The 22798-nt window shown below is 56.8% G+C and carries 19 protein-coding genes; 12 read left to right on the forward strand and 7 right to left on the reverse strand.

All coding sequences use genetic code 11. The features are described from left to right. Position 1 precedes the first annotated feature (1 nt). Positions 2–490, reverse strand: a complete 489-nt coding sequence (locus tag AC2FAK_RS18035; protein ID WP_095455473.1) for a PilN domain-containing protein — start codon at positions 488–490, stop codon at positions 2–4. Continuing rightward, entirely contained in the window at positions 487–1263 is a 777-nt protein-coding gene (locus AC2FAK_RS18040; RefSeq protein ID WP_095455472.1) for a type IV pilus biogenesis protein PilM, read from the reverse strand. The genes AC2FAK_RS18035 and AC2FAK_RS18040 overlap by 4 nt, the downstream gene beginning before the upstream one ends. A 120-nt stretch (positions 1264–1383) precedes the next feature. Between AC2FAK_RS18040 and mrcA the strand changes: the two genes are divergently transcribed. Beyond that, complete coding sequence (gene mrcA, locus AC2FAK_RS18045; RefSeq protein WP_013099079.1) at positions 1384–3936, forward strand: peptidoglycan glycosyltransferase/peptidoglycan DD-transpeptidase MrcA; 2553 nt, start codon at positions 1384–1386, stop codon at positions 3934–3936. A gap of 82 nt (positions 3937–4018) precedes the next feature. Here mrcA and nudE read toward each other — a convergent pair whose 3' ends face one another. Beyond that, positions 4019–4579 carry an ADP compounds hydrolase NudE gene (gene nudE / locus AC2FAK_RS18050; protein WP_029882167.1) on the reverse strand — a complete coding sequence of 187 codons (561 nt, stop codon included), beginning with the start codon at positions 4577–4579 and terminating at the stop codon, positions 4019–4021. A gap of 325 nt (positions 4580–4904) precedes the next feature. Here nudE and AC2FAK_RS18055 point away from each other — a divergent pair, with 325 nt between their 5' ends. The 4 genes from AC2FAK_RS18055 to hslO all read left to right on the forward strand — a co-directional run bounded on the left by AC2FAK_RS18055 (position 4905) and on the right by hslO (position 9090). Beyond that, positions 4905–7043, forward strand: a complete 2139-nt coding sequence (locus AC2FAK_RS18055; RefSeq protein ID WP_013099081.1) for an intracellular growth attenuator family protein — start codon at positions 4905–4907, stop codon at positions 7041–7043. Between the two features lie 62 nt (positions 7044–7105). Then, on the forward strand, positions 7106–7789 hold the full coding sequence (gene yrfG / locus AC2FAK_RS18060) for a GMP/IMP nucleotidase (protein WP_095455471.1): 684 nt from the start codon (positions 7106–7108) through the stop codon (positions 7787–7789). Continuing rightward, positions 7786–8187 (forward strand): ribosome-associated heat shock protein Hsp15, encoded by a 402-nt coding sequence (gene hslR / locus AC2FAK_RS18065; RefSeq protein ID WP_013099083.1) that lies wholly within the window; start codon positions 7786–7788, stop codon positions 8185–8187. The genes yrfG and hslR overlap by 4 nt, the downstream gene beginning before the upstream one ends. A 24-nt stretch (positions 8188–8211) precedes the next feature. Further along, complete coding sequence (gene hslO / locus AC2FAK_RS18070; protein ID WP_013099084.1) at positions 8212–9090, forward strand: Hsp33 family molecular chaperone HslO; 879 nt, start codon at positions 8212–8214, stop codon at positions 9088–9090. Positions 9091–9124: 34 nt separating this feature from the next. Here the strand turns inward: hslO and AC2FAK_RS18075 are convergent, their stop codons facing one another. Further along, positions 9125–10873, reverse strand: coding sequence for a DUF4153 domain-containing protein (locus tag AC2FAK_RS18075; protein ID WP_095455470.1), 1749 nt, complete (start codon positions 10871–10873; stop codon positions 9125–9127). Between the two features lie 335 nt (positions 10874–11208). Here AC2FAK_RS18075 and pckA point away from each other — a divergent pair, with 335 nt between their 5' ends. Further along, positions 11209–12828 (forward strand): phosphoenolpyruvate carboxykinase (ATP), encoded by a 1620-nt coding sequence (pckA, locus tag AC2FAK_RS18080; protein ID WP_014833557.1) that lies wholly within the window; start codon positions 11209–11211, stop codon positions 12826–12828. Positions 12829–12924: 96 nt separating this feature from the next. Here the strand turns inward: pckA and envZ are convergent, their stop codons facing one another. After that, a complete protein-coding gene (gene envZ, locus AC2FAK_RS18085) occupies positions 12925–14271 on the reverse strand; it encodes a two-component system sensor histidine kinase EnvZ (protein WP_029882169.1) in 1347 nt (448 codons plus the stop codon). Further along, on the reverse strand, positions 14268–14987 hold the full coding sequence (gene ompR, locus AC2FAK_RS18090) for an osmolarity response regulator transcription factor OmpR (protein ID WP_006177890.1): 720 nt from the start codon (positions 14985–14987) through the stop codon (positions 14268–14270). Before ompR ends, envZ begins: the two co-directional genes overlap by 4 nt. Before the next feature lie 232 nt (positions 14988–15219). Between ompR and greB the strand changes: the two genes are divergently transcribed. The 5 genes from greB (at position 15220) to feoC (ending at position 21269) form a co-directional block, all read left to right on the forward strand. After that, entirely contained in the window at positions 15220–15693 is a 474-nt protein-coding gene (gene greB, locus AC2FAK_RS18095) for a transcription elongation factor GreB (protein ID WP_013099090.1), read from the forward strand. 86 nt (positions 15694–15779) lie between these two features. Next, on the forward strand, positions 15780–18110 hold the full coding sequence (locus AC2FAK_RS18100; RefSeq protein WP_095455469.1) for a Tex family protein: 2331 nt from the start codon (positions 15780–15782) through the stop codon (positions 18108–18110). A 334-nt stretch (positions 18111–18444) separates the two neighbouring features. Next, a complete protein-coding gene (feoA, locus tag AC2FAK_RS18105) occupies positions 18445–18672 on the forward strand; it encodes a ferrous iron transporter A (protein ID WP_010436417.1) in 228 nt (75 codons plus the stop codon). 30 nt (positions 18673–18702) lie between these two features. Next, positions 18703–21021: a Fe(2+) transporter permease subunit FeoB gene (gene feoB / locus AC2FAK_RS18110; protein ID WP_095455468.1), complete on the forward strand. Its 2319-nt coding sequence runs from the start codon at positions 18703–18705 to the stop codon at positions 21019–21021. Between the two features lie 8 nt (positions 21022–21029). Next, positions 21030–21269, forward strand: a complete 240-nt coding sequence (feoC, locus tag AC2FAK_RS18115; protein ID WP_013099093.1) for a [Fe-S]-dependent transcriptional repressor FeoC — start codon at positions 21030–21032, stop codon at positions 21267–21269. Here the strand turns inward: feoC and bioH are convergent. Next, positions 21241–22023: a pimeloyl-ACP methyl ester esterase BioH gene (bioH, locus tag AC2FAK_RS18120; protein ID WP_095455467.1), complete on the reverse strand. Its 783-nt coding sequence runs from the start codon at positions 22021–22023 to the stop codon at positions 21241–21243. The two genes, feoC and bioH, sit on opposite strands and share 29 nt — an antisense overlap. A 36-nt stretch (positions 22024–22059) precedes the next feature. On the opposite strand from bioH, the gene gntX reads away from it, so the two are divergent. Further along, positions 22060–22743 carry a DNA utilization protein GntX gene (gntX, locus tag AC2FAK_RS18125; protein ID WP_095455466.1) on the forward strand — a complete coding sequence of 228 codons (684 nt, stop codon included), beginning with the start codon at positions 22060–22062 and terminating at the stop codon, positions 22741–22743. Positions 22744–22798: the final 55 nt, after the last annotated feature.

Consider the following 22798-nt stretch of genomic DNA (forward strand, 5'->3'; position numbering starts at 1 on the left):
GTTACCCCTGGCCTGTGAGCTGAAAAGTGAACATCCAGCGCCCGTGATTATCCTGCCGTATCTCCCCTGCTGACCCTGGGGTAAAACCGGCTATTTGTCGCAGAGCATCACCCATTACCGACAGGGCGGGCAGTGCTGAGGCATAGCCGTTAATCATCAAAGAGGGCGGTTGGTAACGAAGCTCAGTGAACCAGGCCTGCGCCGGAATGGCATCGGAGAGTGACGCCAGTACCGGGTGCCACGCCATACGCTGTGGCTGGCGCGTGGGAGCGGGTGTGGCAAGAGGTAGACGAGAAGACAGCGCGCGCTGCACGGTCTGCATGCCCGCCAGTTCAGCCTGCAGGGCGTGCAGTTTCAGGTGGGCGTGCATGCTCAGACTGAAGACCGTTGCCAGCGTCAGAATACAGGTGGCCGCAGACAGCCCACCCCAGAACCGCAGGCGGCGCGCGCGTCGTTGCTGTCGCCACGGAAGAAGATTGGTCATGCTCATTCAGGCACCTCGCTCATGGCCAGCGCCAGCGCGACGGCATAATCGGCACCGCACTCCGGCAGCGGGGGCTGACAGCGAGAGACGATCTCCCACGGGTCGCGCTGGCTATCAAACAGCGCGATATCGTCCGGCGCGAGAGCCAGCAGTGCCGCCAGTTCAGCCACGCTTTTGGCCTCGGTAGCGAAGCGGCGCCCCCACTGGTGGCGCATTGCCCACAACCACTGATGTTCGTCTCGCCACGCGACACACTGCGCCGGTGCCACCGCAGGAAGAAAATTTGCCAGTGCGCTGGCATCCGGAGTAATCGTCACCAGCCGTAAATGCAGCGTTTTCGCGAGCGTCAATAGTGTTTCAACCTCTTTGTTTTGCGCAGCGGTGACATGAAATGTGTTGCTGAACGTGTCCTGTGTGTAATCGAAGCACAACGCATCAGGGGACATCTCCAGCTCACGCGAGAGCGCAGCCCCTAGCCAGGAGAGCTGTTCGCTGTCGCGCAGGGTGATAGCCGGGCGGGGTAACGATCTTTGCAGGGTACGCGCCGCCGGAAATGAGAGAAACACCCGGTGCTGATGCGGCAACGTACGCCGCCAGCCACGTAATGCGTCAAGCAATTGTTCTGGCTGAGAAATTTTCCCGTCGAGGATGATGCCTTCCGTCAGCGGTATCGCCCACCAGCGGCGCAGACACCAGCTGAGACGCTCACGAACCAGCGCGACAATCAGCACCCTATCTTGTTGAATATGAACGCCCGTTTGCCATGTTTTGAAAGCCATGCTTCACGATCTCCTTATCGCCCGTCGCCGTGACGGCTATATCAATGAATCAGGCTTGCCTTTATACTACCGCGCGATTGTTTAGAAACTGCCCAAGTGAAACCAGATGGGAAATCTCCGGTGAAGTTCGTAAAGTATTTATTAATCCTTGCAGTGTGTTGCATTCTGCTGGGGGCAGGCTCGATTTATGGTTTGTACAAATATATTGAGCCGCAGCTACCTGATGTCGCTACGCTTCGTGATGTGCGGCTCCAGATCCCAATGCAGGTCTACAGCGCCGACGGCGAGCTGATGGCGCAGTACGGCGAAAAACGCCGTATCCCGCTGACCTTAAACCAAATTCCCCCTGTGATGGTGAAGGCCTTCATCGCCACAGAGGACAGCCGTTTTTACGAGCACCACGGCGTTGACCCGGTGGGGATTTTCCGTGCCGCAAGCGTTGCGCTGTTCTCCGGGCATGCCTCTCAGGGGGCAAGTACCATTACGCAGCAGCTGGCGCGTAACTTCTTCCTCAGCCCTGAAAAGACGCTGATCCGTAAGATAAAAGAGGTGTTCCTCGCGATCCGCATTGAGCAGTTGCTGAGTAAAGACGAAATCCTTGAGCTTTACCTCAACAAGATCTATCTCGGTTATCGCGCCTATGGCGTGGGTGCTGCGGCACAGGTGTACTTCGGCAAGCCCGTGGAGCAACTGACCTTAAGCGAAATGGCGACCATTGCCGGCCTGCCTAAGGCCCCGTCCACGTTTAACCCGCTCTACTCGCTCGATCGCGCCACCGCACGTCGCAATGTCGTTCTGTCACGTATGCTGAGCGAAGGCTACATCAGCCAGAGTGAATATGAGCAGGCACGCAACGATGTCATCGACGCCAACTACCATGCGCCGGAGATCGCCTTTTCTGCCCCGTATCTGACCGAAATGGTTCGCCAGGAAATGGTCAGCCGTTATGGGGATAAGGCCTATGAAGATGGTTATCGCGTATACACCACGGTTACCCGTAAAGGGCAGCAGGCAGCACAGGATGCGGTGAGAAATAACGTGATGGACTACGATATGCGTCACGGCTATCGCGGCCCGTCCAACGTGCTGTGGAAGGTGGGCGAAAGCGCCTGGGACAGTAAAAAAATCACCAGTACGCTGAAAGCGCTGCCTACCTACGGCCCGCTGCTGCCTGCGGTGGTGACGCAGGCCACGCCTCAGGAAGCCGTTGCAACGCTTGCGGATGGCACCTCAGTCTCCTTGCGTATGGACGGGATCCGCTGGGCGCGTCCGTACCGCTCTGACACCTTACAGGGACCAACACCACGTAAAGTGACCGATGTCGTACAAACCGGACAACAAATCTGGGTCCGTCAGGTGGGCGATGCCTGGTGGCTGGCGCAGGTGCCAGACGTCAACTCCGCGCTGGTCTCCATTAACCCGCAAAACGGTGCCGTGCTGGCGCTGGTGGGTGGGTTTGATTTCAACCAGAGCAAATTCAACCGCGCGACGCAGGCGCTGCGTCAGGTCGGTTCGAATATCAAACCGTTCCTCTACACGGCGGCGATGGATAAAGGCTTAACGCTTGCCAGTATCCTCAATGACGTGCCGATCTCTCGCTGGGATGCCGGTGCCGGTTCCGACTGGCAGCCGAAGAACTCGCCGGCGGAATACGCAGGTCCTATTCGCCTTCGTCAGGGGCTGGGTCAGTCGAAAAACGTGGTGATGGTGCGTGCAATGCGTGCGATGGGCGTCGATTACGCGGCAGAGTATCTGCAACGTTTTGGCTTCCCGGCACAGAACATCGTGCGCACCGAATCGCTGGCGTTAGGCTCGGCATCGTTCACGCCGCTGCAGGTGGCGCGGGGGTATTCGGTCATGGCCAACGGCGGCTTCCTGATCGACCCGTACTTCATCAGTAAAATCGAAAACGACCAGGGCGGTGTGCTGTTCGAAGCGAAACCGAAAATTGCCTGTGCGGAGTGCGATATCCCGGTGATTTACGGCAATACGCCGAAGTCTGACGTGCTTGAAAACAAGGACATGGAAGATGTCGCCGTGTCGCAGGAGCAGCCGAACGGCGTGGTGCCGCAGCCACAGCTGGAACAGGCAAACCAGGCGCTGGTGGCGCAGAGCGGTGCGCAGGAGTATGCCCCGCATGTGATCAACACCCCGCTGTCATTCCTGATCAAGAGCGCGTTGAATACCAACATCTTCGGTGAACCGGGCTGGCAGGGTACCGGCTGGCGTGCCGGGCGTGATTTACAGCGCCACGATATCGGCGGTAAAACCGGGACCACCAACAGCTCGAAAGATGCCTGGTTCTCCGGCTACGGTCCGGGCGTGGTGACTTCGGTCTGGATCGGTTTTGACGATCACCGCCGCGATTTAGGCCGCACCACGGCGTCTGGCGCGATCAAAGATCAGATTTCCGGCTACGAAGGCGGGGCCAAAAGTGCGCAACCAGCCTGGGATGCCTATATGAAATCCGTTCTTGAGGGCGTGCCGGAGCAGCCGCTGACGCCACCGCCGGGCGTGGTCACGGTCAATATCGACCGCAGCACCGGGCAGTTAGCCAACGGTGGCAATAGCCGTGAGGAGTATTTCATCGAAGGTACGCAGCCAACCACGCAGGCGGTACATGAGGTGGGTACAGAGATTATTGATAACGGCGAGACGCACGAGCTGTTCTGACAACAAAGCAAAACGGCAACCTCGGGTTGCCGTTTTTGTGTTTGTTCCCTCTCCCGTGGGAGAGGGTTGGGGCATCAGGCCACTACAGCCGCCCCTGCCCCTTCAGCCATTCCCGCACCAGGAACAGCGCGCTCACGTTACGCGCCTCATTGAAGTCAGGATCTTCCAGCAAATCCATCAGGTGCGCCAGTGGCCAGCGAACCTGGGGCAGCGGCTCCGGCTCGTCACCTTCCAGCGATTCAGGGTAAAGATCTTCAGCCACCACAATGTTCATTTTGCTGGAAAAATAGGAGGGAGCCATGCTCAGCTTTTTCAGGAACGATAGCTCTTTCGCGCCAAACCCAACCTCTTCTTTCAGCTCGCGGTTTGCTGCTTCAAAGACCGTTTCACCCGGATCAATAAGCCCTTTCGAGAAACCCAGTTCATAAGATTCCGTGCCCACTGCATACTCGCGGATCAAAATCAGATGGTCATCAACAATGGGGATGATCATCACCGCTTCACGCGATGAGGGGCGCATACGTTCATAAACGCGACGCACGCCGTTGCTGAACTCCAGGTCCACACTTTCGACATTAAACAGCCGGGATTTCGCGACAGTTTCAACACTCAGAATGGTGGGTTTTTGTAGTGGTTTGCTCATCTTGACGGGTCTTTGAAGTGTGAACTGACTTTATTGTGCGATACGCCGCACGGTTTCGGCAATGTCAATTGTTCTTTATTTACATTTGTGCAACCTGACAGGAATCAATCCTCAAATCAAAACAAATGTCAAGAGGTTGAAATGTTTCCAGGAATTTGCTGATATCGCGCCATGACAGGCTTTGCTATCATCATCGGTCACTGGGATGCGCTGCAGAATGCTCAAGTTCGACTCCATGCTTGCCGATAGCCAACCACAGACTCTCATTCATTGTTAAAGGTGCACTGACTACACCTGTAAGAAGATAAAGTAAGATGGGGAAAGCATGAGCACCATTTTGATCGTTCTCGCTGCTATGCTGGCCGGCGCTTTAGTTGCAGGGTGGGTATACAGGCGTCGCGTACAGCGTCGTTTCAGGCTGCCCTTTTTAACGGCCTTTGCCGGTGCCACAACGCGTAAACTCACGCAAGAAGAGCGCGATGCTGTTGAGAACTATCTCGAAACCCTCAACCGTTCCCAGTTAACGCCCGGGCCAACGGGGGCTACGGCTGCGCCTGTCACCCTCAATCTGAACGCACAAAGCGACACCGTGCTCTGCGTGACGCGCTCCATCACCCGTTATGGCATCACGACTGACGATCCCAATAAATGGCGCTACTACCTCGACTCCGTTGAAGTGCATCTGCCTCCCTCCTGGGAGCAGTACATTAATGATGAAAACAGCGTTGAGCTTATCCATACCGATTCGCTGCCGCTGGTCATCTCCCTAAACGGCCATACGCTGAATGAATACATTCATGAAGCACCGCGCTTTGCGCTGGAACGCGCGAGTTCAAAGCAGGCCTCCATTCGCGGTGAAGAGACCGAGCAAATTGAACTGCTGAACATTCGTCAGGAGACTCATGAAGAGCACGCCCTGAGTCGTCCGGATGGCATTCGCGAGGCGGTCCTGATTGTGGCCGCCTTCCTGCTCTTTTTCTTCTGTCTGCTGACGCCGGATGTGTTTGTCCCGTGGCTCGCGGGCGGTGCGCTGCTGCTGTTGGCCGCCGGGCTGTGGGGGCTGTTTGCGCCTCCGGCCAAAACCTCTTTGCGTGAAATTCACTGCCTGCGCGGCACCCCTAAGCGCTGGGGCCTGTTCGGTGAGAACGATCAGGAACATATCAACAATATCTCCCTCGGGATTATTGACCTTATCTATCCGCGCCACTGGCAGCCATGGATTGCACAGGATTTGGGGCATAAAACCGATATTGATATCTACCTTGACCGCCATGTTGTGCGTCAGGGGCGCTTCCTCTCCCTGCACGATGAAGTGAAAAACTTCCCGCTTCAGCACTGGCTACGCAGTACGGTTATCGCCGGGGGCGCAGCGCTGGTCTTTGCTCTGTTGCTGCTGTTCGTGCCGCTGGATATGCCCATCAAATTCACCCTGTCGTGGATCAAAGGGGCACAAACCGTAGAAGCCACCAGCGTTAAGCAACTGGATGACGCTGGCGTGCGGGTGGGTGATACGCTCCGTCTGAAGGGGACCGGGATGTGTAACATCCACACCCCAGGGGCCTGGAATACCCGTCAGAACTCGCCGTTCATGCCGTTCGACTGCTCGCAAATCGTCTGGAACGATGCGCCGCCGTTGCCGCTGCCGGAGTCAGATGTCGTCAATAAAGCCACTGCGCTCACCCAGACGCTCAACCGCCAGCTGCACCCGAAAACTGATGATGATTCACGCGTCAGCCCTGCCCTGCGTTCTGCCATTCAGAAATCCGGAATGGTACTGCTGGATGACTTTGGCGAAATCGTATTGAAAACGCAGGATTTATGTTCAGCACAGGATGAGTGCGTTCGCCTTAAAAATGCGCTCGTGAACCTGGGTAACAGCAAAGACTGGGACTCGCTGGTGAAGCGCGCCGAAGCGGGTCGTCTGGACGGCGTGAACGTGCTACTGCGCCCGGTGAGTGCCGAATCGCTGGATAACCTGGTGGCGACCTCTACCGCGCCGTTTGTGATGCGTGAAACCACCCGTGCGGCCCAGGCGCTGAATAGCCCGGCGCCTGGCGGCTTTGTGATTGTCAGCGATGAAGGCAGCGACCTGGTCGATCAGCCTTATCCGCAAATTGCCCTGTACGACTACCCGGCTCAGGAACAATGGGGGCAGTTCCAGCGCCTGGCGCAGATGCTGATGCAAACGCCATTCAGTGCCGAAGGGATTGTGACCAGTATCTTTACCGATGCCAACGGTACGCGCCATATCGGCCTGCACCGGATGCCTGACAGCGCGGGTTTATGGCGTTATATCGGTACATCGCTGCTGATGATCGCCATGCTGGTGTCTATTTTCTGGAACGGCATTATGGCCCTGCGCCGTTACCAGCGTTCGCGCACCCGGCTTGCTGAGATCCAGCAATACTACGAAAATTGCCTTAATCCTAAGCTGGTCCCCTCCTCTGAGAGCCTGATCGGATAACATCGCTGCGCGACAAGTTGTGCTACCCTGTCGCGCACGTTTCTTCTGGCTGGAGTTCCCCTATGCATCTTGATATCGCCTGGCAGGAGGTTGATACCGTCCTGCTGGATATGGACGGCACGCTGCTCGATCTCGCCTTTGATAATTACTTCTGGCAAAAGCTGGTCCCGGAGACCTATGGCGTACAGCAGGGTATCTCCCCGGCAGAAGCGCAGGAATTCATTCGTTCGCAATATAGCGCGGTGCAACATACGCTAAACTGGTACTGTCTGGACTACTGGAGCGAACGACTCGGTTTGGATATTTGTGCCATGACCACCGCCCAGGGCCCGCGCGCCGTACTGCGTGAGGACACCGTGCCCTTCCTGGATGCGCTGAAAGCAAGCGGCAAGCGCCGTATTTTGCTGACCAACGCCCATCCGCATAATCTGGCCGTGAAGCTGGAACATACGGGTCTTGCGTCACACCTTGATTTATTACTTTCCACCCACACATTTGGTTATCCGAAAGAGGATCAGCGGTTGTGGCATGCGGTGAAGGAAGAGACCGGTTTACAGCCGGAACGCACGCTGTTCATTGATGACAGCGAGCCCATTCTGGATTCCGCCGCGGCGTTTGGCATTCGCTACTGCCTGGGCGTGACCAATCCTGACTCCGGCCTGGCGGACAAAAGCTATCTGCGGCATCCGGGGCTGGGTGACTATCGTCAGATGATCCCCTCACTGACCGTGAAGGAGACGCCATGAAAGAAAAACCCTCAGATGGGGTAAGACTGGATAAATGGCTGTGGGCAGCCCGTTTTTATAAAACGCGCGCCCTTGCCCGCGAGATGATCGACGGCGGAAAGGTGCATTACAACGGCCAGCGTAGCAAGCCGAGTAAGCTGGTTGAACTGAATGCCACCTTAACGCTGCGTCAGGGCAACGATGAACGAACGGTGGTGATTAAAGCCATTACCGAACAACGACGGCCCGCATCTGAAGCCGTACAGCTTTATGAAGAGACGGCTGAGAGCATTGAAAAGCGCGAGAAGACCGCGCTGGCGCGCAAAATGAATGCGCTGACCATGCCCCACCCGGACCGGCGACCGGATAAAAAAGAGCGCCGCGATCTGATGAAATTTAAACACGGTGAGACCGAGTAACCCTCACCTGCACGAGAGACTATTATGGCCCAACACGACCAATTACACCGCTATCTGTTTGAACAATTCGCCGTGCGTGGCGAGCTGGTCACCGTATCCGAAACCTGGAAACAGATTCTGGAAAACCACAACTACCCGCTGCCGGTGAAAACCCTGTTGGGCGAACTGCTGGTTGCCACCAGCCTGCTGACCGCCACGCTGAAGTTTGCCGGTGATATCACCGTGCAGCTGCAGGGTGATGGCCCGATGTCGCTGGCCGTGATCAACGGTAACAATCAGCAGCAGATGCGCGGCGTCGCGCGCGTTCAGGGCGACGTTCCTGAAAATGCCGACCTGAAAACGCTGGTGGGCAATGGCTACCTGGTGATCACCATCTCCCCGGAAGAAGGTGAACGCTATCAGGGCGTGGTCGGTCTGGAAGGCGATACCCTGGCCGCCTGCCTGGAAGATTACTTCATGCGTTCAGAACAGCTGCCAACTCGCCTGTTTATCCGTACCGGTGAAGTAGACGGCCAACCTGCTGCAGGCGGTATGCTGCTGCAGGTTCTGCCCGCACAGGATGCGCAGACCAATGATTTTGAGCACCTGGCGACGCTGACCGAAACTATCAAGGCGGAAGAGCTGTTCAACCTGTCGGCGACCGATGTGCTGTGGCGCCTGTATCATGAAGAAGAGGTGACGGTTTACGATCCACAAGCCGTGGAGTTTAAGTGCACCTGTTCACGTGAACGCTGCGCTGGCGCACTGAAAACCCTGCCGGATGAAGAGATCGACAGCATTATGGCTGAAGACGGTGAAATCGATATGCACTGTGACTACTGCGGTACGCACTATGTGTTCAACTCGATGGATATCGCTGAGATCCGCAACAACGCCTCTCCGGCGGATCCGCAGGTTCACTGATCATAAAGCAACGGCTCCACAAGGAGCCGTTTTGTTAACGCACCAGTGCATTATCGTAGTTTATCTCTACGCGTTCACCGAAGATCTCAATATCCGCCCACGGCTTCACAACGGGTTTCACCTTCCCCTGCTGCACTGCGCGTTCCAGCTCTTCCCGTGATAAACCATCAGGCATTTTCCAGGTATCGCCTGCCAGCTTCCAGCCGGTACCGGTTTGCGTGTACACCACAATCGTGCGGTCGCTAAACTGATAAATCACCGCTTCAGGCTTGCCGTCGCCGTTCAGATCCAGTGACATCAGTAAACAGGTTTTCCGCTCGCGGCTGCAGGAATCAAATCGGTACTGGTTATTCAGCATCGCCTGCCATAACCCCTTGTCGGGGCGAGACGTACCCGGTGCGAGTGTGAACTGCTTCTCAAGCATCCCGGCTGTCATCTTCCCTGCTCCGTCCCGGTTTCCGCTGAGAAGGCCGTACAGCTCACGCTGGCGCTTTGGCTCAGCCATAAACTGCCGATCGTATTGCAGCGTCTGCATGGCCTCGCGTCCCTTACGCCCGCTGTTGCTGAGCATATACAGGCTGACCTGATCCGCGTTGATGCGTCCGTCGTGGTAGCGCGCCATATGGCTTTCAACGCTGATACGCCACGGATCAAGCACCGGCGTATGAATCAGGATCAGGAGAATAAGCGCAACTAACCCCGTTAGCGGGATAACGGACGCCTGCAGCTTTTGTGCTTCGCGGCGACAGAAGACAACGCTTATGCAAAATCCTACCGCCCAGACCAGCGCCACCAGCGTAATGAGCACGCCATACAGACGCTCTGGCGACCAGCCATATTGCGAAATGCGCAGCCATAACGCCCACCCTGCTAACACCGGATAGGCGGGAACGATAGCGATGGCGAGACGAACCATCCCGTTGAGAAGCGCATAGTAAGGTAGCGTCTGACGCTGCGGATGCCAGACAATCGTCACCAGAAAAAGGAGCAGTAGCGCTAAGGCGGTCAGCAGGCCCGCCGCGGATATCCGTGCGGAAATGGCCTCAAAGCCCATCACGGGCAATGCGCCAATAAACAGCAGGGCTAAGGCCGCCATCAGAGGCAACAGGCCGGTGGCGATCAGGGTAAGCAGATTTTGTAATGCGCGCATCAAGCGCACCTGCATACGCGCCAGCACGGCGACACTGGCAGAAACCACGCCAATCGCCACTGAAATAAACCAGTCAGACTGGAAGAAAAGGCGATCAAAAAACTGAATGCCAATGAGTTTGAAGAGTTCAGCCCAGAGGAAAAGCACCAGCCAGAAGAGGCCGTTGGAGATAAAAATAGTGAGTATAGTCAGCGCGTTGTGCCAGTGCTTATCGTAAAAATCACTGTAGAACGAGGCCGTCGTCGCAGGCGACAGACGCCTTTGCAGCCATGGCAACATCAATAGCATCATCAACAGAAGATGAAAGCCCCAGACAAGCACGGCCTCTTTAATTTCCCAGTGTTCAAGCCCGGACACGCTCCACTTAAGCCAGGCCCCCATACCGGCGACAACAGCGCCAACGATCGCGAGCGCCAGCCAGAGTAACGGTTTTCTGAATGACGTCACGGAAAGCGCGACAGTGGCGGTCATCGCCACCGTTGCAGGCATCACGCACAAAGACCACACCGTATCGGATGGCAATTTCGCATACGCAATGTACTCGCTGATCCCGTAGCAAATCAGCCCCTGTAAAGCGCCCACCAGCACGATGGCCAGGCGCGTTGAAGGGGATAACGTTTCACTGTTTTCCATCTCTCATCCCTTTTCCAGAAAAGCGTATTGTTTCATCAATCCGCGGACGACATGAATCGTTTTCATACTGTAACCCTTACGTAATTTTCTTACGTGTATGCGATTACATTCACATTCTTTCCGATAAAATCACCAGCCATTAACCTTTTCGGAACATTTTCCCCAACAAAAAAGCGATTCCTGCGATAATCCGCCTGCCCTGTGACTGGAGTCGCAGCGTTTTCCGTTAGTAAGGGTTTTGACCAGATACGTAAATCTATGAGCCCCGTCGCGGTTAACAACCTCAGAAAAACCCTACAATTTCAGGCAGTACATATTGGCTAAGGAGCAGTGATATGCGTGTTACTGGTTTAACCCCGCAAGATCTCAAGGCTTATGGTATTCACGACGTCCAGGAAATCGTCTACAACCCCGATTACGATACGCTGTATCAGGAAGAGCTCAATCCAGCACTGGAAGGATACGAGCGAGGTGTGTTGACTAACCTTGGTGCTATCGCCGTCGATACCGGTATCTTTACCGGTCGTTCGCCGAAAGATAAGTATATCGTCCGAGACGAAACCACCCGCGACACGCTGTGGTGGGCTGACAAGGGCAAAGGGAAGAACGATAACAAACCGCTCTCCCCGGAAACCTGGCAGCATCTGAAAGGGCTCGTCACCCAACAACTTTCCGGCAAGCGTCTGTTCATTGTCGACGCTTTCTGCGGCGCTAACGCCGACACCCGTCTTTCCGTGCGTTTTATCACCGAAGTGGCCTGGCAGGCACATTTCGTGAAAAACATGTTTATTCGTCCAACCGACGAAGAGCTGCAGACGTTCAAACCCGATTTCATCGTGATGAACGGTGCCAAATGCACCAACCCACAGTGGCAAGAGCAGGGCCTGAACTCCGAGAACTTTATCGCCTTTAACCTGACCGAGCGTATCCAGCTGATTGGCGGTACCTGGTACGGCGGCGAGATGAAGAAAGGCATGTTCTCGGTCATGAACTACCTGCTGCCGCTGCGCGGTATCGCCTCTATGCACTGCTCAGCGAACGTCGGTGAAAAAGGGGATGTGGCGGTGTTCTTCGGCCTGTCTGGCACCGGTAAAACCACCCTGTCTACCGATCCAAAACGTCGTCTGATTGGGGATGACGAGCACGGCTGGGATGACGACGGCGTGTTTAACTTCGAAGGCGGTTGCTACGCGAAGACCATTCGTCTGTCTGAAGAAGCTGAGCCAGATATCTTCCATGCCATCCGCCGCGATGCGCTGCTGGAAAACGTCACCGTACGTGCCGACGGCTCTATCGACTTCGACGACGCATCCAAAACCGAAAACACCCGCGTTTCCTACCCGATCTACCACATCGACAACATTGTGAAGCCGGTGTCGAAAGCGGGTCATGCGACGAAGGTGATTTTCCTGACGGCGGATGCGTTCGGCGTGCTGCCGCCGGTTTCCCGCCTGACCGCCAGCCAGACGCAGTATCACTTCCTCTCCGGTTTTACCGCCAAACTGGCGGGCACCGAGCGGGGCGTGACGGAGCCAACCCCAACGTTCTCCGCCTGCTTCGGCGCGGCCTTCCTGTCGCTGCACCCGACGCAGTACGCAGAAGTGCTGGTAAAACGCATGCAGGCCTCCGGGGCGCAGGCGTACCTGGTTAACACCGGCTGGAACGGTACCGGCAAGCGTATCTCCATCAAAGATACCCGCGCCATTATCGACGCCATTCTGGATGGTTCTCTGGATAACGCTGAAACCTTCACCCTGCCGATGTTTGATCTGGCTATTCCAACGGCGCTGCCGGGCGTGGATACGCATATCCTTGACCCGCGTAACACCTATGGATCCCCGGAACAGTGGCGTGAGAAAGCGGAAACGCTGGCGAAGCTGTTTATTGAGAACTTCGAGAAGTATACCGATACCCCGGCGGGTGAAGCACTGGTGAGTGCGGGACCGAAGCTGTAGGTAAAAGCAAAAAGGCAACGAAAGTTGCCTTTTTTAATGGTTTCTCCCTCTCCCCGTGGGAGAGGGCCGGGGTGAGGGCATCAGGCCGCACCCCGATTACCCCTCTTTCACTTGCCCCCGCGTCACCGGCACCGGCAACCAGGCGCGAATGCTCAACCCACCCCGCTCGCTGGTACCAATCTCCAGCAACCCGTTATGGTTATCAACAATACGCTGCACAATCGCCAGGCCTAAACCGGTTCCGCTGGTGCTGCGCGCGCTGTCGCCGCGCACAAACGGCTGGAACAGATGCTTACGCTGCTCGGGCTTGATACCCGGACCGTCATCTTCCACCTGGAACCAGGCGCGGTTGAGTTCCGATCCGCTGCTGACTTTAATCCAGCCATTACCGTAGCGGGCCGCATTCACCACCATGTTTGCCACCGCGCGCTTGATGGAGAGCGGGTGCATGCGAACCTGAATTTCACCGGCCTGAAGGTCGGTATCAATCTCACGCTCGTAGCCGCTTTCAGCCGCCACCACTTCGCCCAGCACCGCGTTCAGGTCAGCCATCTCCATCGGCATCTCCTGCCCGGTACGCAGGTAGTCAATAAACTGCTCAATGATGGCGTTACACTCTTCGATATCCTTGTTGATGGACTCGGCGAGATAACCGTCCTCTTCGCCCATCATCTCCGTCGCCAGTCGGATACGCGTGAGTGGCGTACGCAGATCATGGCTGACGCCCGCCATCAGCAGCGTACGGTCATCCGCCAGCTGTTTGACGCCAGCCGCCATATGATTAAACGCGCGCGTCACCGAACGCACCTCCGATGCGCCATATTCACGCAGCGGCGGCGGAATGATCCCTTTACCGACCTGGAGCGCAGCGTGTTCCAGGTCGACCAGCGGTCGGTTCTGTATACGGATAAACAGCCACGCGCCGCCTATCGCTAACAGCATGATGGCGAGGGTGTAGCGGAACAGCGGCGAGAAGTCGCCCTGGTGGATTTCGGTCAGCGGAACGCGCACCCAGATATTGGGCGACAGCCAGGTTTTCAGCCAGACGACCGGCGAGCTTTTGTTGACCTCAACACGCACCTCCGTCGGGCCCCCCAGCTGCTGCGCCATCTGCTGGCTGAGGAATTCATAGTGCTGTGCCCAGCGCAGACCTGCGTCTTCCGCCGCTTCATTCGAATAGAGCGAAATGCCCAGTTCACGGTAGATTTCACGGCGAAACGCCGGAGGAACCACTAACTGCGTGCCGTCCTCCAGCTGCAGTTTATCGGTCATCAGCATACGTACTTCGTACGCCAGGACCTTATTAAACTGCTGAAGGCTCGGCAGGATCGCAAAGTTCAGCACCACCAGGTAGGTTGTCACCAGGCTGACAAACAGCAAGGTGACAATCAAAAGCAGGGTACGGGCAAACGAGCTTCGCGGTGAGAAGCGCATTCGCCTCATGCTTTAGCGCCGTCCGGGACGAACACGTAGCCCAGACCCCACACGGTCTGAATATAACGAGGATGCGCCGGATCTTCTTCCACCATGCGGCGCAGACGAGAGATCTGCACGTCGATGGAACGTTCCATTGCCGAGTATTCACGGCCGCGCGCCAGGTTCATCAGCTTGTCACGGGAGAGCGGCTCACGCGGGTGGCTGACCAGCGCTTTCAGTACCGCGAACTCACCGCTGGTGAGCGGCATTGGCTCGTCTTCACGGAACATCTCACGCGTACCGAGGTTCAGCTTGAACTTCCCGAACGCAATCACCGCTTCTTCCTGCGACGGTGCGCCTGGCAGTTCGTTCGCCTGACGGCGCAGCACGGCCCGAATACGCGCCAGCAGTTCACGCGGGTTAAACGGTTTAGGAATGTAGTCGTCAGCGCCAATTTCGAGGCCCACGATACGGTCAACCTCTTCCCCTTTCGCCGTCACCATAATGATTGGCATGGGGTTGCTCTGGCTGCGCAGACGGCGACAGATAGAGAGCCCGTCTTCGCCCGGCAGCATCAGGTCGAGGACCATCAGATGAAAGGATTCACGGGTCAGCAGGCGGTCCATCTGCTCAGCGTTCGCGACGCTACGAACCTGGAAGCCCTGCTCGGTCAGATAACGTTCCAGCAGCGCACGCAGGCGCATGTCGTCATCCACGACCAGAATTTTGTAGTTCTCTTGCATTGTGTGTACTCCCAAAGGTTCGGATAGTCTAATAACAGCGTATTCTAAAAAAGTGCACGGGTTCGACCAGCGAATTCTGGTATAAATTCTAGTCGAAATTGTTACAAAGCATATTTAACAGCAGCTTATCTGCACAATTCATCACATAAATGATTATTAACGCTGTCTGATAGACTACGTGATACGTAATGTGCGCAATGTTTGCAATGAAGTCGAGTCTGAAGGTCACAGTATGAAAACGCCCCTGATCACCCGCGAAGGGTACGAAAAACTCAAAAAAGAGATGGATTACCTGTGGCGCGAAGAGCGTCCGGAAGTGACCAAAAAAGTTACCTGGGCGGCAAGCCTGGGCGACCGCAGCGAAAATGCTGACTACCAGTACAACAAGAAGCGGCTGCGTGAGATCGACCGTCGGGTACGCTATCTGACCAAATGTCTCGAGAATCTTAAAATTGTCGATTATTCACCGCAGCAGGAGGGCAAAGTCTTCTTCGGCGCGTGGGTTGAGATCGAGAATGATGATGGCAATACCCTGCGCTTTCGCATTGTCGGGTACGACGAAATTTTTGGCCGTAAGGATTATATCTCCATCGACTCGCCGATGGCCCGCGCGCTGCTGAAAAAGGAGGTGGGTGATTTAGCCGTTGTCCAGACGCCTGCCGGAGAAGCGAGCTGGTACGTCAATGAGATCACCTACGTAAAATAGTCCGAGAGCGCCCTCCACGGCTGGCATTTTACCGTGTCAGCCCGTATAACTATCCCCTGATTTTTGACCCACAAGATGATAAAGCCATGATGAAAGATTCGCTCTGCCGCATTATTGCGGGTGAACTTCAGGCCAGAGCCGAACAGGTAGAAGCTGCCGTTCGCCTGCTTGATGAAGGGAACACCGTGCCGTTTATTGCACGTTATCGTAAGGAAGTCACCGGCGGTCTGGATGACACGCAGCTGCGTAACCTGGAGACCCGTCTGGGCTACCTCCGTGAACTGGAAGACCGCCGTCAGGCAATCCTCAAATCCATCGGCGAACAGGGCAAACTGACCAGCGATCTGGAAAAGGCCATTAACGGCACCCTGAGCAAAACTGAACTCGAAGACCTCTATCTGCCCTACAAACCGAAGCGCCGTACGCGCGGGCAGATTGCAATTGAAGCAGGTCTGGAGCCGCTGGCCGAGCTGCTGTGGAACGAACCGTCACACGACCCGGAAACCGAAGCGGCCAAATTTATCGACGCTGACAAAGGCGTGGCAGACACCAAAGCGGCCCTTGATGGCGCACGCTACATTCTGATGGAGCGCTTCTCCGAGGATGCCGCCCTGCTCTCCCGTGTGCGTGATTATCTGTGGAAGAACGCCCACATCGTCTCTACCGTGGTGGCAGGCAAAGAAGAGGAAGGCGCGAAATTCCGCGACTACTTCGATCACCACGAACCGATTTCAACCGCGCCTTCTCACCGTGCGCTGGCTATGTTCCGCGGCCGTAATGAAGGCGTGCTGCAGCTCTCTCTCAACGCCGACCCGCAGTTTGATGAGCCGCCAAAAGAGAGCCACTGCGAGCAGATCATCACCGATCACCTCGGCCTGCGCCTGAATAACGCCCCGGCAGACAGCTGGCGTAAAGGCGTGGTGAGCTGGACATGGCGCATTAAGGTGCTGATGCACCTCGAAACCGAACTGATGGGCACCGTGCGCGAGCGTGCGGAAGACGAAGCAATCAACGTCTTTGCCCGTAACCTGCATGATCTGCTGATGGCCGCACCTGCTGGCCTGCGTGCGACCATGGGTCTCGATCCGGGTCTGCGTACCGGCGTAAAAGTGGCGGTGGTTGACGGTACCGGCAAGCTGGTGGCAACCGACACCATTTACCCGCATACCGGTCAGGCGGCGAAGGCCGCTGTAGTGGTGGCCGCGCTGTGCGAGAAATATAACGTTGAGCTGGTGGCTATCGGCAACGGTACGGCCTCCCGCGAAACCGAACGTTTCTACCTCGACGTGCAGAAACAGTTCCCGAAAGTGACGGCGCAGAAAGTGATCGTCAGCGAGGCCGGGGCGTCCGTCTATTCTGCGTCAGAGCTGGCGGCCCAGGAGTTCCCGGACCTGGACGTCTCCCTGCGCGGTGCGGTCTCTATCGCCCGTCGTCTGCAGGATCCGCTGGCGGAACTGGTGAAGATCGACCCGAAATCCATCGGTGTGGGCCAGTATCAGCACGACGTGAGCCAGACGCAGCTGGCGCGTAAGCTGGATGCGGTGGTGGAAGATTGCGTAAACGCCGTGGGCGTGGACCTGAACACCGCCTCCGTTCCTCTGCTGACCCGCGTGGCAGGCTTAACCCGCATGATGGCGCAGAACATCGTTGCCTGGCGTGATGAGAACGGTCAGTTCCAGAACCGCCAGCAGTTGCTGAAGGTAAGCCGTCTGGGGCCGAAAGCGTTTGAGCAGTGTGCGGGCTTCCTGCGCATCAACCACGGCGATAACCCGCTGGATGCGTCAACCGTTCACCCGGAAGCCTACCCGGTGGTTGAGCGCATTCTGGCAGCGACCCAGCAGGCACTCAAAGACCTGATGGGCGACAGCAACGCGCTGCGCAACCTGAAAGCGGTCGATTTCACCGACGAGCAGTTCGGCGTGCCGACCGTAACCGACATCATCAAAGAGCTGGAAAAACCGGGCCGCGATCCGCGTCCTGAGTTCAAAACCGCGACCTTTGCCGACGGCATCGAGACCATGAACGACCTGCTGCCGGGCATGGTGCTGGAAGGCGCCGTCACCAACGTCACTAACTTTGGCGCTTTTGTCGATATCGGCGTGCATCAGGATGGCCTGGTGCATATCTCATCGCTCGCCGATAAGTTCGTTGAAGATCCACATACGGTGGTCAAAGCGGGCGATATCGTGAAGGTGAAAGTGCTGGAAGTGGACCTGCAGCGCAAGCGAATCGCCCTGACCATGCGTCTGGACGAGCAGCCAGGTGAAACCAACGCGCGCCGCGGCAGTAACGGCGGTGGCCGTGAGCAGCAGCGCCCTGCTGCTAAAGGCGCGAAGCCGCGCGGGCGTGATGCGCAGCCAGCGGGTAACAGCGCAATGATGGATGCGCTGGCGGCCGCGATGGGTAAGAAACGCTAAGGTTGTAAATGCCCCTCACCCTAACCCTCTCCCCAAAGGGGAGAGGGAACTTGAACACCCTCTCCCTTGGGGAGAGGGCCGGGGTGAGGGGACAAATTATATCGCAAGAGATGAAACCGATTGCATATCCATATTTAAACCACCATTTATCACCCCGTTAACAAATAATCCCCTTTTCGTTTTCCCGTCATTTCAGCAAATATTGAGCAAGGTCAAACAGGCCGTAAATTAATACGCTTAACAACATTCCGTCACAGTTTTCATATTGCTGATAAAAACTATTCTCATTATCATCCCATAGTAGATAATTTAACCTTCCGTGGAATCAGGCATTATGCAATTCACTCCAGACAGTGCATGGAAAATTACCGGTTTTACCCGCGAAATTAGCCCGGCCTATCGGCAAAAGCTGCTGTCGCTGGGCATGCTCCCCGGCTCGTCATTCCAGGTGGTGCGCGTGGCCCCGTTAGGTGATCCCGTTCATATTGAAACCCGGCGCGTGAATCTGGTACTGCGTAAAAAAGACCTCGCATTAATTGAAGTCGAAGCCTTATCCCAATAACAAGCCAGCGGTTTCAGTGAGTCGAAAACAATGAAAAAATTAACTATTGGCTTAATTGGCAATCCTAATTCCGGCAAGACAACGTTATTTAACCAGCTCACCGGTGCACGCCAGCGTGTGGGTAACTGGGCGGGCGTAACGGTTGAACGTAAAGAAGGCCAGTTCACCACGACAGACAATCAGGTCACCCTGGTGGATCTGCCCGGCACCTACTCCTTAACCACCATTTCGTCACAAACCTCGCTCGATGAGCAGATTGCCTGTCACTATATTCTGAGTGGCGATGCGGACCTGTTAATCAACGTGGTCGATGCATCTAACCTGGAGCGTAACCTCTATCTGACGCTGCAGTTGCTTGAGCTGGGGATCCCCTGCATTGTGGCGCTCAACATGCTCGACATCGCAGAGAAACAAAAGCTGCGTATCGACGTCGACGCCCTCTCCGCGCGTCTGGGCTGCCCGGTCGTTCCGCTGGTTTCTACCCGTGCCCGCGGAATTGACGCACTGAAGTTGGCCATTGACCGCCACGCGGGCAACGCCGACGTTGAGCTGGTGCACTATGCGCAACCGCTTCTGCGCGAAGCCGGTCTGCTGGCGCAGGAGATGGACAACAGCATGCCCGCCAGACAGCGCCTGTGGCTCGGCCTGCAGATGCTGGAAGGCGATATCTACAGCCGCGCCTATGCGGGCCATGCTGCAGACAAACTGGACGTGGCGCTGGCGCGTCTGAGCGATGAGCTCGATGACCCGGCCCTGCACATCGCCGACGCGCGCTATCAGGCCATCGCCGCCATTTGCGACGTGGTCAGCAATGCCCTGACGGCTGAGCCAAGCCGCTTTACGGCCGCCGTGGACAAGATTGTGCTTAACCGCTTCCTCGGTTTGCCAATCTTTTTACTAGTCATGTACCTGATGTTCCTGCTCGCCATTAACATCGGTGGCGCGCTACAGCCTATTTTCGATGCTGGTTCTGTGGCGATATTTGTCCACGGTATTCAGTGGCTGGGCTACACCCTGCACTTCCCGGAATGGCTGACCATTTTCCTCGCCCAGGGGATCGGTGGTGGTATCAACACCGTTCTGCCGCTGGTACCGCAAATCGGCATGATGTACCTGTTCCTCTCGTTCCTTGAGGACTCCGGTTACATGGCGCGTGCGGCTTTCGTGATGGATCGTCTGATGCAGGCCCTGGGTCTGCCGGGTAAATCCTTCGTCCCGCTGATTGTCGGCTTCGGCTGTAACGTGCCGTCGGTAATGGGTGCGCGCACGCTTGATGCCCCCCGCGAACGTCTGATGACCATCATGATGGCGCCATTTATGTCCTGCGGGGCGCGACTGGCTATCTTTGCGGTCTTCGCCGCGGCCTTCTTTGGGCAGGAAGGGGCGCTGGCGGTCTTCTCGCTGTATGTGCTGGGCATCGTGATGGCGATCCTGACCGGGCTCATGCTTAAACACACCATCATGCGCGGGGAAGCGTCGCCGTTTGTGATGGAACTGCCGGTGTATCACGTACCGCATCTGAAAAGCCTGGCGATCCAGACCTGGCAGCGCCTGAAAGGTTTTGTGCTGCGCGCCGGTAAAGTGATTGTTATCGTCAGCATCTTCCTGAGCGCGCTGAACAGTTTCACCCTGAGCGGGCAGGCGGCGGATAACATCAACGACTCCGCCCTCGCCTCCGTGAGCCGCGTCATTACCCCGGTGTTTAAACCGATTGGCGTGCATGAAGACAACTGGCAGGCGACCGTTGGCCTGTTCACCGGCGCGATGGCAAAAGAGGTGGTGGTCGGCACCCTGAACACGCTTTACACCGCTGAGAATATCCAGGAAGAAGAGTTTAACCCGGCAGCGTTCCACCTCGGTGATGAACTGCTCGGCGCGGTGGAAGAGACCTGGCAGAGCCTGAAAGACACCTTCAGCCTGAGCGTACTGGCGAACCCGATTGAAGCCAGCAAAGGCGACGGCGAAATGGCCACCGGTGCCATGGGCGTGATGAGCGAGAAATTTGGCAGCGCGTCAGCGGCCTACAGCTACCTCATCTTTGTCCTGCTCTATATTCCGTGCATCTCGGTGATGGGGGCGATAGCCCGTGAGTCCAGCCGCGGCTGGATGGGGTTCTCCATCCTGTGGGGCTTAAACATCGCCTACTCGCTGGCGACGCTCTTTTACCAGACCGTTAACTTCAGCCAGCATCCGCGCTACAGCCTGGTCTGCATCCTGGCGGTTGTGCTGTTTAACGTGCTCGTTCTCGGTCTGCTACGCCGGGCACGCAGCTGCGTCGATATCAACCTGCTGGCAAACCGTAAAACCGCCGCGACCTGCTGCAACAGCCCGGCGGGCGACTGTCATTAGGTGGAGCCATGGCATCGTTGATTCAGGTTCGTGATTTACTGGCGTTGCAGGGGCGTATGGAGGCAAAACAGCTAAGCCTCAGCCTGCATACGCCGCAGCCGATGATCGATGCCATGCTGGAAAGACTGGAAGCGATGGGGAAAGCCATACGTATTCAGGAAGAGCCGGACGGTTGTCTGTCCGGCAGTTGTAAACATTGCCCGGAAGGGAAAGCCTGTCTTAGGGAGTGGTGGGCACTTCGTGACTGAAGGCGATCAACGCTGAACAAAACTCGGCAGGATGCGAGATAAACGGCGCATGGGCCGCTTTGGCGATTGTCAGCGATTGACTCGCTGGCCACAGTTCATCCAGCAGTGGTACCACTTTACGTGGAACCAGCCCATCCAGATAACCATAAATGCGCAGGTGCGGCACCGCCAGCGCGGTCAGCGGCTCACGCAGGTCGACCGTTTTCAGTAATTCGAGTCCCCCGTTCAGCACCTCCACATCCGGCATCGGCAGCGACAGCACGGTCTGCTTCAGCAGACGGGCATCCTTACGGGCGCTCTCTGTCCCCATCGTCTGCAGGGCCAGGAAGCGTTCTACCGTTCGCTGGTAATCTTCGCTCAACTGCCGCTGGAAGTTGCTCAGTACGTCCGGCTTAATACCCGGCCACTCCTCCTGCGCACTGAAGTTCGGCGACGAGGCCACCGTTACCAGCGCCTGCACGCGTTCAGGGTTCGTTAATGCAATCTCACTTGCCACCAGCCCGCCCAGACTCCAGCCGAGCCAGATGGCCTGTTGCGGTGCGGCGGCCAGAACCTGCTGCGCCATCTCTTCAAGCGACATCGCCCCATAGCCGCGGCTGCGGCCAAAACCGGGTAAATCCACCAGATGCAGCGTGAAATGCGAGGCAAGTTCCTCATTTACGCAATGCCATACTTCCGCATTCAATCCCCATCCGTGCAGCAGCACAAGATGGCGATTTCCCGTCCCTACGGTCTGCCACCACAGCGTCTTCATCAGTTACTGTTCTCTTTTTTTACATGGAGGTTGTCTATGCTAACAGTGCCCGGCTTGTGCTGGCTATGTCGAATGCCACTTGCGCTGAGCGCGTGGGGAGTCTGTTCCGTCTGCACGCGTTCGCTGGCAAGCCGCATCACGACCTGCCCGCAGTGCGGTTTACCGGCGTACAGTCCACAGTTTCCCTGCGGTCGCTGCCTGAAAAAGCCACCACCGTGGAGCGCCCTGGTGGCGGTCGATGATTACGTTCCACCGTTAAGCAGGCTTATCCACGCGCTGAAGTTTTCCGGCCAGATTGCGCTGGCTCGCCCTCTCGCCCGCCTGTTATTGCTAGCGGTGTTGCAGGCACGGCGCACGCGCGCGCTGCCGAAAGTGGATATGGTGCTGAATGTGCCCTTATACCGGCGCCGTTACTGGCGACGCGGCTACAACCAGAGCGACCTGCTCTGTCGCCCGCTCGCCCGGTGGCTCGGCTGTCAGTACCCAGCCGCTGCGCTGACGCGCCGCCATGCCACCGCCATTCAGCATCAGCTGAGCGCCCGGCTGCGCAAAAGGAACCTCAAAAACGCCTTTCGCCTTGAATTCGCCGTCAAAGGGCTCCATATCGCGATTGTGGATGATGTCGTCACCACAGGCAGTACCGTTGCTGAACTTTCCCGACTGCTTTTGCAAAGCGGCGCCGCGTCGGTTCAGGTATGGTGTCTGTGCCGTACCTTGTAGCCCTTCTCCAATGGGCGTATGATTATACCCAGGTAATTTAGTCAACTATTAGGCC

It is taken from the genome of Enterobacter cloacae complex sp. 394F7 (genome assembly GCF_057320385.1).

What these genes read in the sequence shown, in the direction of transcription:
- nudE (WP_029882167.1), bottom strand. Translation starts at nt 4,579, where the DNA reads ATGAGCAAACCACTACAAAAACCCACCATTCTGAGTGTTGAAACTGTC.
- feoA (WP_010436417.1), top strand. Translation starts at nt 18,445, where the DNA reads ATGCAATTCACTCCAGACAGTGCATGGAAAATTACCGGTTTTACCCGC.
- pckA (WP_014833557.1), top strand. Translation starts at nt 11,209, where the DNA reads ATGCGTGTTACTGGTTTAACCCCGCAAGATCTCAAGGCTTATGGTATT.
- gntX (WP_095455466.1), top strand. Translation starts at nt 22,060, where the DNA reads ATGCTAACAGTGCCCGGCTTGTGCTGGCTATGTCGAATGCCACTTGCG.
- envZ (WP_029882169.1), bottom strand. Translation starts at nt 14,271, where the DNA reads ATGAGGCGAATGCGCTTCTCACCGCGAAGCTCGTTTGCCCGTACCCTG.
- bioH (WP_095455467.1), bottom strand. Translation starts at nt 22,023, where the DNA reads ATGAAGACGCTGTGGTGGCAGACCGTAGGGACGGGAAATCGCCATCTT.
- ompR (WP_006177890.1), bottom strand. Translation starts at nt 14,987, where the DNA reads ATGCAAGAGAACTACAAAATTCTGGTCGTGGATGACGACATGCGCCTG.
- greB (WP_013099090.1), top strand. Translation starts at nt 15,220, where the DNA reads ATGAAAACGCCCCTGATCACCCGCGAAGGGTACGAAAAACTCAAAAAA.
- AC2FAK_RS18055 (WP_013099081.1), top strand. Translation starts at nt 4,905, where the DNA reads ATGAGCACCATTTTGATCGTTCTCGCTGCTATGCTGGCCGGCGCTTTA.
- feoB (WP_095455468.1), top strand. Translation starts at nt 18,703, where the DNA reads ATGAAAAAATTAACTATTGGCTTAATTGGCAATCCTAATTCCGGCAAG.
- feoC (WP_013099093.1), top strand. Translation starts at nt 21,030, where the DNA reads ATGGCATCGTTGATTCAGGTTCGTGATTTACTGGCGTTGCAGGGGCGT.
- AC2FAK_RS18035 (WP_095455473.1), bottom strand. Translation starts at nt 490, where the DNA reads ATGAGCATGACCAATCTTCTTCCGTGGCGACAGCAACGACGCGCGCGC.
- AC2FAK_RS18075 (WP_095455470.1), bottom strand. Translation starts at nt 10,873, where the DNA reads ATGGAAAACAGTGAAACGTTATCCCCTTCAACGCGCCTGGCCATCGTG.
- hslR (WP_013099083.1), top strand. Translation starts at nt 7,786, where the DNA reads ATGAAAGAAAAACCCTCAGATGGGGTAAGACTGGATAAATGGCTGTGG.
- yrfG (WP_095455471.1), top strand. Translation starts at nt 7,106, where the DNA reads ATGCATCTTGATATCGCCTGGCAGGAGGTTGATACCGTCCTGCTGGAT.
- AC2FAK_RS18040 (WP_095455472.1), bottom strand. Translation starts at nt 1,263, where the DNA reads ATGGCTTTCAAAACATGGCAAACGGGCGTTCATATTCAACAAGATAGG.
- AC2FAK_RS18100 (WP_095455469.1), top strand. Translation starts at nt 15,780, where the DNA reads ATGATGAAAGATTCGCTCTGCCGCATTATTGCGGGTGAACTTCAGGCC.
- hslO (WP_013099084.1), top strand. Translation starts at nt 8,212, where the DNA reads ATGGCCCAACACGACCAATTACACCGCTATCTGTTTGAACAATTCGCC.